The 16,258-nt window shown below is 65.1% G+C and carries 18 protein-coding genes; 11 read left to right on the forward strand and 7 right to left on the reverse strand.

Translation table 11 applies throughout. The features are described 5' to 3' along the window. Positions 1–22 precede the first annotated feature (22 nt). From hfq to mgtE, 4 genes are all read left to right on the forward strand, one after another. On the forward strand, positions 23–271 hold the full coding sequence (hfq, locus tag CO675_RS10645) for an RNA chaperone Hfq (RefSeq protein ID WP_006020546.1): 249 nt from the start codon (positions 23–25) through the stop codon (positions 269–271). An 11-nt stretch (positions 272–282) separates the two neighbouring features. Continuing rightward, positions 283–1,677, forward strand: coding sequence for a GTPase HflX (gene hflX / locus CO675_RS10650; protein ID WP_097671896.1), 1,395 nt, complete (start codon positions 283–285; stop codon positions 1,675–1,677). Positions 1,678–1,720: 43 nt separating this feature from the next. Continuing rightward, complete coding sequence (locus tag CO675_RS10655; protein WP_097671897.1) at positions 1,721–2,896, forward strand: FAD-dependent oxidoreductase; 1,176 nt, start codon at positions 1,721–1,723, stop codon at positions 2,894–2,896. A 158-nt stretch (positions 2,897–3,054) separates the two neighbouring features. Then, positions 3,055–4,425, forward strand: a complete 1,371-nt coding sequence (gene mgtE / locus CO675_RS10660; RefSeq protein WP_097671898.1) for a magnesium transporter — start codon at positions 3,055–3,057, stop codon at positions 4,423–4,425. 6 nt (positions 4,426–4,431) lie between these two features. On the opposite strand, the gene CO675_RS10665 is transcribed toward mgtE, so the two are convergent. Then, positions 4,432–5,319 carry a LysR substrate-binding domain-containing protein gene (locus tag CO675_RS10665; RefSeq protein ID WP_097671899.1) on the reverse strand — a complete coding sequence of 296 codons (888 nt, stop codon included), beginning with the start codon at positions 5,317–5,319 and terminating at the stop codon, positions 4,432–4,434. Between the two features lie 109 nt (positions 5,320–5,428). On the opposite strand from CO675_RS10665, the gene CO675_RS10670 reads away from it, so the two are divergent. Then, positions 5,429–6,418, forward strand: coding sequence for an SMP-30/gluconolactonase/LRE family protein (locus tag CO675_RS10670; RefSeq protein WP_143278942.1), 990 nt, complete (start codon positions 5,429–5,431; stop codon positions 6,416–6,418). Here the strand turns inward: CO675_RS10670 and mazG are convergent. Then, a complete protein-coding gene (mazG, locus tag CO675_RS10675; protein WP_097671901.1) occupies positions 6,410–7,249 on the reverse strand; it encodes a nucleoside triphosphate pyrophosphohydrolase in 840 nt (279 codons plus the stop codon). The two genes, CO675_RS10670 and mazG, sit on opposite strands and share 9 nt — an antisense overlap. A gap of 128 nt (positions 7,250–7,377) precedes the next feature. Between mazG and queC the strand changes: the two genes are divergently transcribed. Continuing rightward, complete coding sequence (gene queC, locus CO675_RS10680; protein ID WP_097671902.1) at positions 7,378–8,097, forward strand: 7-cyano-7-deazaguanine synthase QueC; 720 nt, start codon at positions 7,378–7,380, stop codon at positions 8,095–8,097. A 340-nt stretch (positions 8,098–8,437) separates the two neighbouring features. Here queC and CO675_RS10685 read toward each other — a convergent pair whose 3' ends face one another. The 3 genes from CO675_RS10685 to nthA are packed head-to-tail and all read right to left on the reverse strand — an operon-like array spanning position 8,438 to position 10,100. Then, positions 8,438–8,815: a nitrile hydratase accessory protein gene (locus CO675_RS10685; RefSeq protein ID WP_198964566.1), complete on the reverse strand. Its 378-nt coding sequence runs from the start codon at positions 8,813–8,815 to the stop codon at positions 8,438–8,440. After that, the gene (gene nthB / locus CO675_RS10690; protein ID WP_097671903.1) at positions 8,815–9,474 is read right to left on the reverse strand and encodes a nitrile hydratase subunit beta; all 660 of its coding nucleotides are present in this window, start codon (positions 9,472–9,474) and stop codon (positions 8,815–8,817) included. The genes CO675_RS10685 and nthB overlap by 1 nt, the downstream gene beginning before the upstream one ends. Then, entirely contained in the window at positions 9,471–10,100 is a 630-nt protein-coding gene (gene nthA / locus CO675_RS10695; RefSeq protein WP_050626492.1) for a nitrile hydratase subunit alpha, read from the reverse strand. Before nthA ends, nthB begins: the two co-directional genes overlap by 4 nt. A gap of 74 nt (positions 10,101–10,174) precedes the next feature. Between nthA and CO675_RS10700 the strand changes: the two genes are divergently transcribed. Further along, positions 10,175–10,981 (forward strand): enoyl-CoA hydratase/isomerase family protein, encoded by an 807-nt coding sequence (locus tag CO675_RS10700; protein WP_097671904.1) that lies wholly within the window; start codon positions 10,175–10,177, stop codon positions 10,979–10,981. A 9-nt stretch (positions 10,982–10,990) separates the two neighbouring features. Here the strand turns inward: CO675_RS10700 and CO675_RS10705 are convergent, their stop codons facing one another. Next, a complete protein-coding gene (locus CO675_RS10705) occupies positions 10,991–12,238 on the reverse strand; it encodes a DUF763 domain-containing protein (protein WP_097671905.1) in 1,248 nt (415 codons plus the stop codon). 235 nt (positions 12,239–12,473) lie between these two features. Between CO675_RS10705 and CO675_RS10710 the strand changes: the two genes are divergently transcribed. Then, the gene (locus tag CO675_RS10710; protein ID WP_097671906.1) at positions 12,474–13,175 is read left to right on the forward strand and encodes a L,D-transpeptidase; all 702 of its coding nucleotides are present in this window, start codon (positions 12,474–12,476) and stop codon (positions 13,173–13,175) included. An 87-nt stretch (positions 13,176–13,262) separates the two neighbouring features. Here the strand turns inward: CO675_RS10710 and CO675_RS10715 are convergent, their stop codons facing one another. After that, positions 13,263–13,751, reverse strand: coding sequence for a YciE/YciF ferroxidase family protein (locus tag CO675_RS10715; RefSeq protein ID WP_050404515.1), 489 nt, complete (start codon positions 13,749–13,751; stop codon positions 13,263–13,265). A 173-nt stretch (positions 13,752–13,924) separates the two neighbouring features. Here CO675_RS10715 and CO675_RS10720 point away from each other — a divergent pair, with 173 nt between their 5' ends. From CO675_RS10720 to CO675_RS10730, 3 genes are all read left to right on the forward strand, one after another. After that, the gene (locus CO675_RS10720) at positions 13,925–14,128 is read left to right on the forward strand and encodes a CsbD family protein (RefSeq protein ID WP_097671907.1); all 204 of its coding nucleotides are present in this window, start codon (positions 13,925–13,927) and stop codon (positions 14,126–14,128) included. A 115-nt stretch (positions 14,129–14,243) separates the two neighbouring features. Next, positions 14,244–14,804, forward strand: a complete 561-nt coding sequence (locus tag CO675_RS10725) for a phosphatase PAP2 family protein (RefSeq protein WP_097671908.1) — start codon at positions 14,244–14,246, stop codon at positions 14,802–14,804. A 403-nt stretch (positions 14,805–15,207) separates the two neighbouring features. Then, positions 15,208–16,227: a TRAP transporter substrate-binding protein gene (locus CO675_RS10730; RefSeq protein ID WP_097671909.1), complete on the forward strand. Its 1,020-nt coding sequence runs from the start codon at positions 15,208–15,210 to the stop codon at positions 16,225–16,227. Positions 16,228–16,258 lie beyond the last annotated feature (31 nt).

Raw genomic sequence — 16,258 nt, forward strand, 5'->3', positions numbered from 1 at the left:
ACAAGCTTGCGGGACAAAAACAATGGCGGCAGACCGCGCACAAAATCTACAAGACACCTTCCTTAATCACGTTCGTAAAACAAAAACGCCACTGACGATATTTCTGGTCAACGGGGTAAAGCTGCAGGGCATTGTCACATGGTTCGACAATTTCTGCTTGCTGCTGCGGCGCGACGGTCACTCGCAGCTTGTCTACAAGCACGCGATCTCGACCATCATGCCCGGCGCTCCGATTCAGCTGTTCGAAGGTGGTGAGGACGCACCGGCTTGAGAGTGAACTGATTGGAACCCTTCAATCGTGAAGGGGACGCCGACCGGACCAAGTCTAGGCCCGGGTCGGCGGGGGACCAGAGCACCGGGCGGGTGATCGTCATCGGCCCGTACCTGCGCACGCGCCGTGGCGACGGCGATGCGCAAACGGATTCCTCTGTCCGCGACTATGAAGCGCGGATCGAGGAAGCCGCTGGCCTCGCCGGTGCGATCGACCTCACCGTGGTGGAATCCATCGTCGCGCCGGTCAGCCAGATCCGGCCCGCGACCTATCTCGGCAAGGGCAAGGTCGAGGAGATCAACGGGCTCGTCGCCGGCGACAAGGTCGAGCTCGTGGTGATGGATTGCGCGCTGTCGCCGATCCAGCAGCGCAATCTCGAGAAAGCCTGGAGCACGAAGGTGCTCGACCGCACCGGCCTGATCCTGGAAATCTTCGGCCGCCGCGCCAAGACCAAGGAAGGCGCGCTGCAGGTCGAGCTCGCCCATCTCAATTACCAGCGCAGCCGCCTGGTGCGGTCGTGGACCCATCTCGAGCGCCAGCGCGGCGGCTTCGGCTTCATGGGCGGTCCGGGCGAAACCCAGATCGAGGCCGACCGCCGCCTGATTGGCGACCGCATCACGCGGCTGGAGAACGAGCTGAAGAAGGTGCAGGCGACGCGGCGGTTGCATCGTGCCGGCCGCCAGCGCGTGCCGTACCGTGTCGTGGCGCTGGTCGGCTACACCAATGCCGGCAAATCGACCCTGTTCAATCGCCTGACGCGCGCCGACGTGCAGGCCGCCGACATGCTGTTTGCGACGCTCGACCCGACCTTGCGTGCGCTCAACCTGCCGCATGGCGGCAAGGCGATGCTGTCGGACACGGTCGGCTTCATCTCCAATCTGCCGACCCAGCTGGTGGCCGCGTTCCGCGCCACGCTGGAGGAGGTGCTGGAGGCCGACATCATCCTGCATGTCCGCGACATCTCCCACGAGGATGCGGAGGCGCAGGAGCGCGACGTCGAGGCGGTGCTGCACCAGCTCGGCATCGATCCCGACGCCGACGGCGGCCAGCGCATCATCGAGGTCTGGAACAAGATCGATCGTTTCGATCCGGAGGAGCGGGACAATCTGCGCAACATCGCCGCACGCCGGCCGCCCGAGCGGCCGTGCTTCCTGGTCTCGGCCGTCACAGGCGAGGGGATCAAGGAGCTCCTGACCGCGATCGAGGATCGCCTCGCGGCCAAGCGCATCACGCTCAATCTTTCGATCGACGCCTCCGATGGCGCCGGCATCAGCTGGCTGCATCGCAATGCCGAGGTCCTGAGCAAGGAGCTCAATGGCGAGCGCTTCGACATGACGGTGCGGGTCGACGAGACCAAGCGCGACATCGTCATGTCACGATTCGATGCTCTGCCGCACGGGACCTAGTGTCCCGGACATCCGTGGCGGCGAGGGGATCGAAGGGGGATCGATGTTCAATCGTCGAGCATTTCTCGGCGGCGGCCTGGCGAGCGCTGCGGTCGCAGGGATTTCAACGCGTGGGGTTGCCGACAACGCCGCTTTCGTCGACGCACCCGCGCTGCGGCCGGTGCTTGCGCGTTCGGACCGCATGTTTCGGGTCACGGTATGCCTGCGTCCGTTTCGCGCCGCCGGTCCGCGCATCGAGGCGGAATGGATCGACAGCAAATACGTCGTGCACAATTACGGGCACGGCGGCAGCGGCTGGTCGCTATCCTGGGGCGCCGCGCAGGAGGCCGTGCCGCTCGCTTTGCAATTGAGCGCGCGTAACATTGCCGTCCTCGGCGCCGGTGCGATCGGTCTGACCACGGCGATCACCGCCCAGCGGATGGGCGCAACCGTCACGATCTACGCCAAGGAGCGCTTCCCGCAGGTGCGCTCGGCGCGTGCGACCGGGGACTGGTCGCCGGATTCGCGGATCGCGATGGAAGCGGACGTCACGCCGGACTTTGCCGATCGCTGGGAGCGGATGGCGCGCACGACCTTTGCCACCCATCAGAGCTATCTCGGCCTTGCCGGCAATCCGATCGAATGGACCGATCGCTATCTGCTCTCCGACGACGCTCCCGACGCCGACGGCCGTCCGCACCGGCGCCAGCATGCCGCGGGCGACGGCCAGAAGAAATTTCTCGAATTGCGCGACCGGATCAGGTCGCTCACGCCGCGATGGGACCTGCTGGCCGCCGGATCGAATCCGTTTCCCGCGCCATACGCCTGGAAGAGCGCCTCGCTCACCTACAACGTCACCGATCTCTACCGCCAGCTTGAAGCCGAGTTTCAGCGCACCGGCGGGCGTTTCGTGCCGATCGAGTTGCACGCGCCGTCCGATCTTTCGAAGATCCGCGAAGCCGTCATCGTCAACTGCACCGGCTACGGCGCCCGTGCGTTGTTTCGCGACGAGAGCATCGTTCCGGTGCGCGGCCAGATCGCCTGGCTCATTCCCCAGCCGGATGTCAATTACGGCGTCTTCTACCGCAACCTCAGCGTCCTCGGCCGACGCGACGGGATCGTCGTCCAGCCGGTCGGCGAGAACGACTATTTCGGCTTCAACGACGACAACGAAACGCCCGATCTCGCCGCCGCGCGCCAGGCGGTGGACGACGCCGCGAAGCTGTTCACTCGGGCCTGAGCGGCCCCACGGCACGACACCTCGCCGTCGCCCGAAATGTGACGGTGCCGTGACGCGGCCTCACTCGATCGCGCCTGCGGCGTGCCGCCGCACTTTCTGTTTGAAATCTGCGCCGCCTTGGTTCATTGCGCTGCTGGACGCAATGCCGAGGCCGATCGATGCAGGACACCAGCGAAACCATCACCCACGACACGCTCGCCGGCCAGAATGGGGACCTCGCCCATGTGCGGGCGCCCGAGATCGTCGATGCCCTCAATGCCCGGGAGCCGGCGGATGCGGCGAAGCTGCTGCAGTCGCTGCCGGCCGAGAAGGCGATCGAGGTGCTCGACTTGCCCGGGCTCGACAACACCTGCGAGATCCTGGCCGAGCTGCCGAAGGACACCGCGGTGTCGCTGCTATCAGGCGTCTCCGACGACCGTGCCGCCGACATCTTCAAGGAACTGGTCGAGCCGCTGCGTACCGCGCTGCTGAACGGCCTCAATCCGGATACCCGTAACGTCATCTCCGGGCTGCTGGCCTATCCCGAGCGCAGCGCCGGCAGCATCATGACGACCGAATTCGTCAGCGTGCCCTCGAACTGGACCATCGCCGAGGTCCTGCATCACATCCGGATGGTCGAGCGCACCCGCGAGACCGTCTACTCGATCTTCGTGATCGACCCGGTCAAGAAGACGCTGATCCAGGCCGTGCCGCTGCGCCGTCTGATCTCGGCCGATCCGCATGCCAATGTGCTGACCGCGGCACCGGCGCGCAAGCCGCTGATGATCTCGCCCGAGGCCGACCGCATGGAGGCGGCGCGGCTGATCTCGCGCTACGATCTGCTCGCGGTCGCCGTCGTCGACGGCCCCGGCCATATCCTCGGCATCGTCACGGTCGACGACGTCATCGACGCCATCGTCGAGGAATCGACCGAGGACGCCCAGAAGTTCGGCGGCATGGAAGCGATCGACGAGCCTTATCTGCGGATCGGCTTCCTCGAAATGATCAAGAAGCGCGGCGGCTGGCTGTGCGCATTGTTCCTGTCGGAAATGCTGACCGCCACCGCGATGCAGTCGTACCAGAGCGAACTCGAGAAGGCGATCGTCCTGACGCTGTTCATCCCGCTGATCATGAGCTCCGGCGGCAATTCCGGCTCGCAGGCCACCTCGCTCCTGATCCGCTCGCTGGCGCTGCACGAGGTCCGTCTGCGCGACTGGTGGCGCGTCGCCATGCGCGAACTGCCGACCGGTGTCGTGCTCGGCTCGATCCTGGGCTTGATCGGCATCGTCAGGATCACGCTCTGGCAGACGATGGGCCTGTTCGACTACGGCCCGCATTGGATGCTGGTGGCGATCACTGTCGGTGCTGCGCTGGTCGGCATCGTCACCTTCGGCTCGCTGTCCGGATCGATGCTGCCGTTCATCCTCAAGCGCATCGGCTTCGATCCGGCCAGCGCGTCCGCGCCGTTCGTCGCGACGCTGGTCGACGTCACCGGCCTCGTGATCTATTTCGGCGTTGCGGCGGTCATCCTGCACGGCACGCTGCTGTGAGCCGCGTCATGCCGCAAACAGATGGCTTGCGGCAAAATCGATGAAGGCGCGCAATCGCGTCGAGCCGTATCTGCCGGAGGGCCACAGCATCCAGAACGCGGCTTCGATCGTCTCTTGCGGCAGCACGATCTGCAACTGACCGGTTTCGAGCGCGTCGCGCATCAGGAAATCGGGCGCCCAGGCCAGTCCCAGGCCTGCAACCGCTGCCGCACGGACCGCCTCGATGTTCGAGCAGATCACGTGGGGTGTTGCTTCCTCGATCGCGGCCTGCGCGCCGCTAGCCAGTTGCCACGCCTGCAGCACGTCGGTGTCGGGATGGCGGAAGCGGATCAGGCGATGCCCTGACAGCGCCGCGTGATCGGCGGGTTCGCCGCATTCGGCGAGGTAAGACGGCGCGGCGTAGACCGAGAGACGGAATGGCGGCAGCCTGCGCGACATCAGGCCGGAATCGGGCAGGGCGCCGCTGCGGATCGCAAGATCAAAGCCCTCCGTCACCAGATCCCGGATGCGGTCGTCGAAATCCAGATCGAGCCGGATCTTCGGATGCGTTTGCGCGAAGGCCGCCAGATGCGGCGCGAGGAAGCGATAGCCGGCGGCGGGCAGGCTGATGCGCAGCAGGCCTTGCGGTTCGCTCGCCGACGCCGACAGCAGCGCGGTGGTCTCGCGCCAATCGTCCTGCAGCCGTCGTGCGCGGCCGAGCAGCAATTCGCCTTCGGGCGTCAGGCTGACCCGCCGCGTCGTTCGCGTGAACAGGCGCACGCCGAGCTGCGCTTCCAGCGTGGCGATCGCCTTTCCGGTGGCTGACGGCGACAGGCCGAGCCTTCTCGCTGCAGCCGCAAAGCTCAGCGTTTCGGCGACGGTGACGAAGGTGACGAGTGACGGCGGGTCTTCCATGGCGGCAGATTAGCGAATTCCGGTCGCGGATGTCGCGAGTTTCCGCCCGATGATCGGCGGCCCGCGACTTTCTATCCTCGGTTCAGTCGAACTCACCGAGGCGCGAACGATGGCACGAGACATCCACACGGATCATGCAAGCTACCAATTGAGCGGATTTGTCGACGGCGTCTGGCATCCGGAGGACCTGGTCGAACTGCCGGGAACGTCGTGGGTCATCGTCAGTTGCATGCGATCGGCAGACCATGCCGGCGGCCTGTTCAAGGTCGATACGGCGCAGCCGTCACACGCGACGGAGCTGCGCTGGGCGCCTGCCGCGCAGCAGGCGCGGCTCGGACCTCAAATCTTCGACCCGCACGGAATTGCCGCGCGGCGTCTCGCCGATGAGACGTTCGAACTGCTGGTGGTCGATCATGGCGGCGGCGAAGCCATCGACCGCCTGGTGATCGAGCTCGGCGAGGAGGGGCCCTTCGTTGCAACGGGCGAGCGCCTTGTGCAGCCGCCGCGGACGTCGGCGAACGCGGTGGCGTATCTGCCGGATGGCGGCTTCGTCATGACCAGCATGTTCGATCCGACGGACCGCGAGTTCGTGTCGCGGTTTGCGCGCGCCGAGCCGACCGGGCAGGTATGGCGTTGGTCACCGGCGAAGGGCTGGAGCCGGTTCGGCGATCGGCCGATGTCCGGCGCCAACGGCATCGCGGTGTCGCGCGATGGTTTCGTCATCGCCTGCGAATGGGCCGCGCGCCGCGTCTGGCGGCTCGACCGCGACGGCCGAGCGGTCGCAAGCGTCGAGACGGATTTCCTGCCCGACAATTTGCGCTGGACTGCAGACGGGCGGCTGCTGCTCGCGGGACAATCCACGCGGCCGGAGGTTCTGTTCGGTTGCGAAGCGCGCGGCGATCGCTGCCCGCTGGCCTTCAAGGTCGTGCGGCTCGATCCGACGAGCCTCGCGATCGAATCCCTGATCGCGATCGACGAGGCTGGCGCGAAGGCCGAGGGCTTCGGCGGCGCGACGGGGGCGATGCAGGTTGGCGAGCAGATCTGGGTCGGCAGCTTCACCGGTCAGCGGATCGGAATATTCAGCCCCTCGTCAGCGTAAGGGCGCGCCGACCGGCGTCGCCGCAGATTTGGCCTCGTTCCACAGCGCGTCCATCTCATCGAGCGTTGCGCCGTCGAGCGAGCGGCCCTTCGCGGCCAGCGCCTGCTCGATATAGGCAAACCGCCGCTCGAACTTGGTGTTGGTCGCGCGCAGCGCGGTTTCCGGATCGGCGTCGACATGGCGGGCGAGGTTGACCAGTGCGAACATCAGGTCGCCGGTCTCTTCCGCAATCTCCGCTTTGTCGTTGCGGTCGAGCGCGGCCTCGATCTCGTCGGCCTCCTCGCGGATCTTGGCGAGCACGGCGCGCGGGTCGTTCCAGTCGAAGCCGACCGTGGATGCCTTGCGCTGCAACTCCATCGCCCGGGTCAGGGCAGGGAGGCCGGCCTTCACGCTGGCCAGCAGGGATTTGTGTGCGGTCTCCTCCGGCGGGCGCCGCGCGGCGCGCTCGGCCTTCTCCTCGGCCTTGATCCGCTCCCAGGCGCTCTTGACGCCCGCGGGCTGGATGTTGCCGTCCTTGTCGGCAAAGACATGCGGATGACGGCGGATCATCTTCTTCGTGATCGCCTCGACCACGTCGCCGAACGCAAAGGCGTTCTGCTCCTCGGCCATCCTTGCGTGATAGACCACCTGCAGCAGGAGGTCGCCGAGCTCCTCGCGCAAATCCTCGAAATCGCCGCGGGCGATCGCATCCGCGACCTCATAGGCCTCTTCGATCGTGTAAGGCACGATGGTCTCGAAATTCTGCACGAGGTCCCACGGGCAGCCGGTCACCGGCGTGCGCAGCGCGGCCATGATCTCGATCAGGCGGGAAATGTCGCGGGAAGGGGTCATGGAACACCGGCATCAGGGAGGTCCTGGCTTTATGCCAAAACACCCCTCCCGATCCCAGCAAAACACGCCGGAAACACGGCACTGTCCACGGATTGGCCGCGGCGCCGTCAGGTGCTAAATCGCCTCACATGACCGATCAGAACAATTCCGACACCGCGCTGGTGCTGTTTTCCGGCGGCCAGGATTCCACCACCTGTCTGGCCTGGGCGTTGGACCGCTTCGCGCGCGTCGAGATGCTCGGCTTCACCTACGGCCAGCGTCATGCGATCGAGCTCGATTGCCGCGACCGCCTGCTGGACGGCATCCGGGCGCTGCGGCCGGATTGGGCAGCAAAGCTAGGCGACAGCCACACGCTCGCGATCCCGACGCTGTCGGAGATATCCGATACCGCGCTGACCCGCGACGTCGCCATCGAAATGGGCGCGGACGGATTGCCGAACACCTTCGTGCCCGGCCGCAACCTCGTGTTCCTCACCTTCGCCGGCGCACTGGCCTATCGGCGCGGCATCCGCCACATCATCGGCGGCATGTGCGAGACCGACTATTCCGGCTATCCGGATTGCCGCGACGAGACCATCAAGGCGTTGCAATCCGCGCTCAGCCTCGGCATGGCGAGGGACTTCGAGCTGCACACGCCGCTGATGTGGCTCGACAAGGCCGCCACCTGGCGGCTCGCGCACCAGCTCGGCGGGGCAGGGCTGGTCGATCTGATCCGCGAGCACTCGCACACCTGCTATCTCGGCGAACGCGGCGCGCAGCACGATTGGGGCTATGGCTGCGGCGAATGCCCGGCCTGCAGCCTGCGGGCCAAGGGCTGGCGGGAGTATGTCGCGCAGGATGGCCCGTAACCGTGGGCGGATCGCCGCCCGCCGCTGCCAAAATATCGAAAACAACCCCATGCACAGTAGCCGGCGGCTGCCGGCGTTCGACACGGCAACTTGACACGTCGGGCAACTCAGCGGTAATCTTCTATTATTCCGAAATTGTGCGGGTGCGGCTTGATCGCAAACCCGTCGTCATCGTCGTCCCGGCGAAGGCCGGGACCCATAACCACGAATGGTTATTGTTGAGCGATGGTGGAACGACGAGTCGTGTTCACAAAATATCCGCCGCGGAGTATGGGTCCCGGCCTTCGCCGGGACGACAGCTGTGAATGCGGCGCTATCTGGTGCTACGGCGGAAGTGCCGCTACCCGAAATCCTTAGCCGTCAGCACGATCGGCTGGCCGTGCGGGGTGCGGTCGGCGGCGTGGTCCCAGGCGTCGCGGTAGCGGTGCAGCGTCTCGGGTGTCGTGACGCCCTTGGCGGCGACGAGGTGCTCGAGCGTCGCGAGCCAATGCTGGTAATAGGTCTCGCCGGTGTCGGGATCGCCGGCCGCCTGCGCGCGCTTGATCTGGTCGGCGAGGGCGGCGGCCCATTCGGGCCAGGTGAACACGCCGCGGTCATGCAGCGTCAACGCCATGGCGAAGGCCTGCGCCTCCCACGGCGCGCGGAACACCGGGCCGTCCTGATCGCGGGGAATGCTGGACACGGCGCTGGTAGCGCGCGCGGCGGCGACGGCATCCATCAGACGGCCTCCAGATACGGCTCGAACGCGTCGATCGAGACCTTGATGGTCGGATCGGAATCCGGTCCCCACAGCTCGCGTCCATCGAACACGACGGTGTACAGCCATTGCGGATGCTCGCCGGCATCGTTGGCGACCGTATCGGGAAACACGTGACAGCCGTGATCGCGCTCGACCACCCCGACGTGCCCGCGCACGTAGCGCGGCAGCCGCGTATGCGTGACGGGATGGATGTTCTTCGCCCGCACCCGATCGCCGGCCTTGAATTTCGCCGGCGCCGGGGCGGGGCGGCCGAACTTGCCGCGCACCATGATGCGCTCGACGTCGGGAATCGAGAACTTGCCGTGCTTGAGCGATTTCGCCGGCGCGACGGCATGACCGGCCGCGACGTCGTCCTTGGAGATATAGCCCTTGTCGAGCAGCAGGGCTTCCAGCCCGAGCAGCCATTTCCTGTAATAGGAGCTCGACAGATAGACCTGCGGGGGCAGGGTCTCGCGATAGAAGCGCGATGCGTCGATGTTGAAGGCGCCGGCCGCACCCATCGCGCGGACCATCGCGAGCACCCGCGATTCCCATTCCTGGTGGAACATCGGCTCGTTCGGCTCGGGCTCGACCTTGCCGAACCCGTCCATGCCGCCCATGTCGTGGACGCCGTTCACGACGGTGCTCCCGGAGTTTTGGGGAAGCCGGTGCCGATCATGGAATCGCGCGTCACGAGTTCGGCGAGCTGCTCTTCGCTCCAGCCCTCGGTGCCTGCGGGCCGCATCGGCAGCACCAGGAAGCGTGTTTCGGCCGTCGAGTCCCAGACCCGGATTTCCGTCTCCTTCGGCAGGCTGACGCCGAAATCGGCCAGCACGCCGCGCGGATCCTTGACCGCGCGCGAGCGATACGGCGAGGCCTTGTACCAGACCGGCGGCAGGCCGAGCATCTCCCAAGGGTAACAGGAGCACAAAGTGCAGACGACCATGTTGTGTCGGCCGGGCGTATTCTCGATCGCGACCAGATGGTCGCCGACCCGGCTGACATGGCCGAGGGTGCCGACCGCCTTGCTGGCGTCCTCGAGCAGCGCCTTCTTGAAGGCGGGATCGGTCCAGGCCTTGGCGACGACCCGCGCGCCGTTATGCGGGCCGATCTTCGTCTCATAGGCCTGCACGATGGCGTCGAGCGCCGCAGCCTCGACGTAGCCTTTTTCGGTCAGGATCGATTCCAGCGCGCGCACGCGCAGCTCGGTCTCCGACAGTTCGGAATGGTCGTGATCGTGGTGGTGATGATCATGTTCGCTCATGCCTACAGAATAGGCGAAATCGCCGTGCTATGTCGAGGCAAGCAGTACACAACAATGCGAGCTGGGAGGTATGCGTGGTTGACGATGTGACGATCGAGAAGGGCCTCGGACCTGAGGGCCGCATCGCGGTGGTGCGGTTCGACCGCGGCGACGGTATCAACGCGCTGTCGCCGGCGGCGCTGCGGCAATTGACCGATGCGGCGCGCAGTTTCGAGGACGATAGCGAGACCTCGGTGGTGGTGCTGACCGGCGGCGCCAAATCGTTCAGCGCCGGCTTTGACCTCAAGGATGCCGAGGGCCGTTCGCGCCAGACCATGGATATGGGCACGCTGCGCCGCCACCTGAAGCTCGGGCCGCGGCTGACGCGCGCCTGGCAGGAGATGGAACAGGTCACGATCGGCGCGATCGAGGGGTTCTGCGTCGGCGGCGGCGTGGCGCTCGCGGTCGCGCTGGACTTTCGGGTCATGGCGCGCGATGCGCATCTGCGCGTGCCGGAGATCGCGCTCGGCATGAACATGAGCTGGCAGAGCGTGCCACGCATGCTGCATCTGATGGGACCGGCGCGCACCAAGCAGGCCGTGATCCTGGCCGACGACCGGATCTCGGCCGACGAGGCTTACGAATGGGGCCTGGTGGAGCAGGTGACCGATCCGGGCAAATCCTATGACGCTGCGATGGCGCTCGCGGCCAAGGTCGCCGCCCAGCCGCCGATTTCGGTGGCGATGACCAAGCTGACCGTCAACCGGCTGGCGCATGCGCTCGACGATCTCGCCAGCCACATGGATCTCGACCAGTTCGCGCTGGCGAGTCTGACCGAGGATCACAAGGAGGGCGTCGCGGCCTTCCTCGGACGGCGCAAGCCGCGCTTCAGGGGACGCTGACCGGTACGCCTAGCGTTTGGTGATGCGGTCGCGCGTGGCGAGGTCGGCCTCCCAACCGAACACCGAGCGGCCGTCAAGCGCCGGCGAACGCGCGCGCTCATTGGCGACGAAGGCATCGAACGACGGGCCGGTTGCGGTCAGCTCCAGCCTGCGGGCCTGGTCATCCAGCCGCTTCAGTGCCTGCAACTCCTCATCGCGGCCGAGCTTGGCCTGCCGCACCGCCGATTTCAGCACGCCGATGGTCTCGTCATAGACCTTGATCGGCACCGGGAACGGATGACGGTCCTTGCCGCCATGCGCGAGCGAGAAGCGCGCCGGATCGCGGAAACGGTACGGCGTGCCGTGGACGACCTCGGCGACCATGGCGAGCGACTCCACGGTGCGGGCACCGACGCCGGGCGTAAGGAGCAGTTCGGGGAAATCCAGCGGCCCGCGTTCCGCGGCGGCGGCGAGGGTGCCGTGCAGGCGGCGGATGAAGACATCGCTCGAGCGCACGTCGTGATGAGCGGGCATGATCAGGTGCAGGAGATCGCCCTGCGCCTCCACATTCTCGGTCAGCTCGGCATATTTATGCGCGATGCCATCGGGACCGAGCGCGGCAAGCAGATCGAGCTGCGCCTGGCGCGAGGCGTCGGCACGGTGATCGGTGAGATTGACGATCTCGCCCTGCGACGGACCGTCGATCGCGCTGTGCGGTTCGTCGACGAAGCTGCGCAGCCCTTCGGAATGCCAGTGGTAGCGTCGCGCCTGCCGCTTGTGATCGTTCATGCCTTGCTGGACCACGGTCCATTTGCCGTCCGCGGTGACGAAGAAGCCATGCAGGTAGAGCTCGAAGCCGTCCTGCACCGCGGCGCTGTCGACCTTGGCGACCAGACGGCTGGCGCGGGTGAGGGCGACGCCGTCGAAGCCGGTTCGCTCGCCCAGCGCCGTCAACTCGTCCGGCGTGCGCCGCGAATGCTTGCCGCGGCCGCCGCAGACATAGATGCCGAGCTCGTCCTGCAGCGGCGCAAGCCCGCGCTTGAGCGCCCCGATGACGCTCGTGGTGATACCCGACGAATGCCAGTCCATGCCCATCACGGCGCCGAACGACTGGAACCAGAACGGATGCGAGAGCCGCTGCAGGAACGCGTCGCGGCCGTAATGATGGACCACGGCCTGCGTGATGATCGCGCCCAGCGTCGCCATGCGCGCCGCCAGCCACGGCGGCACGCGCCCACCATGGAGCGGGAGATCAGCGCTGCCGGTACGTCGGGCCATCGGTCTCCAAGCCTCGAACTGGTGTCGTTGAGTCGGGCGCAGACTATCAGGCAAAGCCTTCGGGGGCTGTTGAATCTCCGCATAAGACCGCCCCACAGAACGGATTTCCTTAGCGTTTTCTTGAAAGTTTCCCTTCATAAAAAAGCGCGAAATCCTCCATAAGAGTGTCGTAACGGGGTGGTTCCCCGCCATCGGATTGTCGCGCCTTCTGGAAAATCTCGGAAAACCCGAAATCATGATCGTGGACCATGGAATTGCCGACGCGATGGGCAAGGGCGCTCTGTCTGGGCCTCGGTCGCCGCGTCTCAACCGCCGGGCGTTTCTGTTCGGCTCCGCTGCCGCTCTTGCCGCATTCGGCCTGACCGGCTGTGCATCGGACTACATGAGCCTGGCCGAGGCTGAGAAAGTCTACGGGCCCGTGCCTGACGAGAAATTCCCGATCCCTGGGGTCGATGTCAGCAAGGTCAAACCGCAATATTTTCGCAAGACAGTACGCTACGACAGCGACGAGGCGCCCGGAACGATCATCATAGATCCCGGCAAGTACTATGTTTACCGCATCGAAGGCGAGGGCAACGCGACCCGCTATGGCGCCAATGTCGGCCGCGACGGCTTCCGGTGGAGCGGGGAGGCTTATGTCGGGCGCAAAGCCGAATGGCCAACCTGGACGCCACCCAAGGAGATGATCGCGCGCCAGCCGGAGGCGGGCAAATATGCTCGCGGCATGCCGGGAGGTCTCGACAATCCACTCGGTGCCCGCGTGCTCTATCTCTATCAAAACGGCGCGTACACGCTTTACACGATCTATAGCACCAGCGACCCCGAAACGATCGGGAACGGCATTACGAGCGGCTGTACCGGCCTCCTCAGTCAGGACATGATCGACCTCTATTCGCGAACGCCGCTCAAAACCAAGGTGATCGTGCTGCCGGCATAGGCCAACGCCGTCGGCGGCCCAGCGCTGGCTTGGCCAGCGCACAGTCGGGGGCAGCTGCCAGAATGGTTCGCTTCGTTGCGAATCTCCTCAGGCCGCTTCGGCGTTGATGGCGCTGACGGCGAGCTTGGTGAGCGCTTCATCCGTCTTCTTTTCTTCGGCCAACGTCTGGTCGATGAGCTTGACGGCATCCTTCATGCTGAGTTTGGTGGCCCATGCCTTCAGTGTGCCGTAACGTGCGATCTCGTAATGCTCGACCGCCTGCGCCGCGGAGACCAGGCCCGGATCGAGCGCCGGAGTGTCGGCGTACTCCTCCATGATCTCCTTGCCTTCGTCGAGGATACCCTCGATGGCGTCGCACTTCTTGCCACGCGCCGGCTTGCCCATCAGATCGAAGATCTGCTCCAGCCGATCGATCTGTCCTTCGGTCTCGTCATGATGCTTCTCGAAGGCGGCACGCAGCTGGTCCGACCCGGCTGCTTTGGCCATGCGTGGCAGCGCCTTGAGGATCTGCTTTTCGGCGTAGTAGATGTCCTTGAGGGTATCGAGGAAGAGGGCGCTGAGGTCTTTCTCCGACATTGGTAGCTCCGTGAGTTTGGTGATCCGTACCCACAACGGGCACTCTGCAACCTCGTTCCTATCTGCGACGGTTCACCCGCGGATCGCGATTGCGTAGCTTTGCCGCAAGCCTTTCGAGGAACGAAGCGTCGGCGCGTCCGTTGGACGGTCTCATCTTTCAACGGAGAACCGCGATGGATTGGAATCGTGTCGAAGGCAACTGGAAGCAGGTTAAGGGCAAGGTCAAGGAGCAGTGGGGCAAGCTGACCGATGACGACCTCGATGTCATTGCCGGCAAGCAGGATCAACTCGAAGGCCGCCTGCAGCAGCGCTACGGCTATGCCAAGGATCAAGCCACGAAGGAAGTGAATGACTGGTACGGCCGCCAGAAATGGTGAGCGCTACGGCATTCGGGGCCCCGCTTGAGCGGGGCCCTTTGCTTTGCGCCGTTTGGAACAGGTGCGAATACGAAACGTTTGAAAGATGCCGTCGTCGCCTTAAGCAAGGGCATCCATGCCGATCACGGTCCGACCGACCCAGCCGGATATCGCCATTGCGCGCGCTATCTCGCGCAACACAACCCCGCCAACTGAACGCGCCGCCTCAATCCTGACTTGGGCGGCGGACGAGCATGTCGTCTGCGCCCTGGCACTTGGATGGTGGTTGTGGTGTCGAAGCAAGCCAGAGCCGCGACGCTTGGCGAGTGACCATCTTCTGGTCACGGCGTTGACCGCATCCCTAGTTCCGCACCTGCTCAAATTGGTCTTCAACCAGAAGCGGCCGGACCGGCTCACCGTCGTTGGTCATCTGCACGGCATTCCAATCTCCGGCAGGGCCGAGGACTCGTTTCCGTCAGGACATGCAATTCAGGTCGGCGCCATCAGTTCGGCGGCGAGCGAGCTTCCCGAGGGCGAGCGTGGGATCGTCCGGGCGCTCGGCGCTTGTCTGATTTCGACGCGCGTGCTGTTGCTGGCGCATTGGGCCAGTGACGTCGTCGTGGGATCGGCGATCGGGGTTCTGCTCGAGCGGTTGATCCGATGCGTCACGGGGTACGGGCGGCGGGAGCAGGTCTGACACGATCGATTAGCTCAGGTCCGAGTCACAAAATCCAACAGGCCGAGCCCGAGCGAAGCAATGGGATAGCCGCCGGGCGATCGTGGCCACTCCCATATCCGTAATTCGCATAAGGTATATTATGGAATATTTATATCTGCAATTGGATCAGATATTTAGTGGGAAATCTTCGCACCGGCCCGCAGCTTGGCGCTGTCCGCCGTTGTCCCGACCATGAGGCCGGCTCGTCCAGACACCACAGCGATCCACGCGCACGCGTCTCGTCAGAAAGCCGATATTGCCGCGGCGTACGGACGCTGCAATAAGCGCCAGCTGTGCAGAGATCGCTGGTGACCCCGCGGCATCAGGTCCGTATAGGATGGCATCTCAGAACAACAACAAGCCTCTCGAGGGAGCAACACCAATGAGCTTTTCACGACGCACGCTGCTGAAGGTTTCCGCCGCTTCCGCCGTCCTGGGCGGAATTGGCGCGCCGTATGTCGCGCGCGCCCAGTCGGCCGAGTTCTCGTACAAGTTCGCCAACAACCTGCCGGAGTCGCATCCGTTCGTGGCGCGCGCCCGGGAGATGGCCGCGGCGATCAAGACCGAGACCAACGGCCGGTTTGACCTGCAGGTGTTTCCGAACAGCCAGCTCGGCTCCGATACGGACATGCTGAGCCAGGTGCGCTCCGGCGGCGTCGAGTTCTTCACGCTGTCCGGCCTGATCCTGGCGACCCTGGTGCCGGCCGCCTCGATCAACGGCATTGGTTTCGCATTCCCGGATTATCCCACGGTCTGGAAGGCCATGGATGGCGAGCTCGGCGCCTATGTGCGCGGCGAGATCAACAAGGCCGGCCTCGAGGTCATGGACAAGATCTGGGACAACGGCTTCCGCCAGACCACGTCGTCGACCAAGCCGATCACGGGTCCGGACGATCTCAAGGGCTTCAAGATCCGCGTGCCGGTGTCGCCGCTGTGGACCTCGATGTTCAAGGCGTTCGATGCATCGCCCGCCTCGATCAATTTCAGCGAGGTCTATTCGGCGCTGCAGACCAAGATCGTCGAGGGCCAGGAAAACCCGCTGGCGCTGATCTCGGCGGCGAAGCTGTACGAGGTGCAGAAGTACTGCTCGCTGACCAACCACATGTGGGACGGCTTCTGGTTCCTGATGAACCGCCGGGCCTGGGCGGCGCTGCCGGACGATATCAAGACCATCGTCGCCAAGAACGTCAACGCGGCGGCCGTCAAGGAGCGCGAGGACACCGAGAAGCTCAACGCCACCGTGAAGCAGGAGCTCACCGGCAAGGGCCTCGTGTTCAACCAGCCCGAGGTCGGACCGTTCCGCGACAAGCTCCGCGCCGCCGGCTTCTACGCCGAGTGGAAGGGCAAGTACGGCGAGAAGGCCTGGGATCTGCTCGAGAAGTCGGTCGGCAAACTGTCCTGATCGATCACGCGGGAGGCTTGCCAGGAGGATT

It is taken from the genome of Bradyrhizobium sp. C9 (assembly GCF_002532045.1).
Lineage (GTDB): Bacteria > Pseudomonadota > Alphaproteobacteria > Rhizobiales > Xanthobacteraceae > Bradyrhizobium.

Bases quoted from the DNA above. Each gene is read 5' to 3' on its own strand.
- hfq (WP_006020546.1), top strand. From the start codon at position 23: ATGGCGGCAGACCGCGCACAAAATCTACAAGACACCTTCCTTAATCAC.
- CO675_RS10655 (WP_097671897.1), top strand. From the start codon at position 1,721: ATGTTCAATCGTCGAGCATTTCTCGGCGGCGGCCTGGCGAGCGCTGCG.
- mgtE (WP_097671898.1), top strand. From the start codon at position 3,055: ATGCAGGACACCAGCGAAACCATCACCCACGACACGCTCGCCGGCCAG.
- CO675_RS10665 (WP_097671899.1), bottom strand. From the start codon at position 5,319: ATGGAAGACCCGCCGTCACTCGTCACCTTCGTCACCGTCGCCGAAACG.
- CO675_RS10670 (WP_143278942.1), top strand. From the start codon at position 5,429: ATGGCACGAGACATCCACACGGATCATGCAAGCTACCAATTGAGCGGA.
- mazG (WP_097671901.1), bottom strand. From the start codon at position 7,249: ATGACCCCTTCCCGCGACATTTCCCGCCTGATCGAGATCATGGCCGCG.
- queC (WP_097671902.1), top strand. From the start codon at position 7,378: ATGACCGATCAGAACAATTCCGACACCGCGCTGGTGCTGTTTTCCGGC.
- CO675_RS10685 (WP_198964566.1), bottom strand. From the start codon at position 8,815: ATGGATGCCGTCGCCGCCGCGCGCGCTACCAGCGCCGTGTCCAGCATT.
- nthA (WP_050626492.1), bottom strand. From the start codon at position 10,100: ATGAGCGAACATGATCATCACCACCACGATCACGACCATTCCGAACTG.
- CO675_RS10705 (WP_097671905.1), bottom strand. From the start codon at position 12,238: ATGGCCCGACGTACCGGCAGCGCTGATCTCCCGCTCCATGGTGGGCGC.
- CO675_RS10710 (WP_097671906.1), top strand. From the start codon at position 12,474: ATGATCGTGGACCATGGAATTGCCGACGCGATGGGCAAGGGCGCTCTG.
- CO675_RS10715 (WP_050404515.1), bottom strand. From the start codon at position 13,751: ATGTCGGAGAAAGACCTCAGCGCCCTCTTCCTCGATACCCTCAAGGAC.
- CO675_RS10720 (WP_097671907.1), top strand. From the start codon at position 13,925: ATGGATTGGAATCGTGTCGAAGGCAACTGGAAGCAGGTTAAGGGCAAG.
- CO675_RS10725 (WP_097671908.1), top strand. From the start codon at position 14,244: ATGCCGATCACGGTCCGACCGACCCAGCCGGATATCGCCATTGCGCGC.
- CO675_RS10730 (WP_097671909.1), top strand. From the start codon at position 15,208: ATGAGCTTTTCACGACGCACGCTGCTGAAGGTTTCCGCCGCTTCCGCC.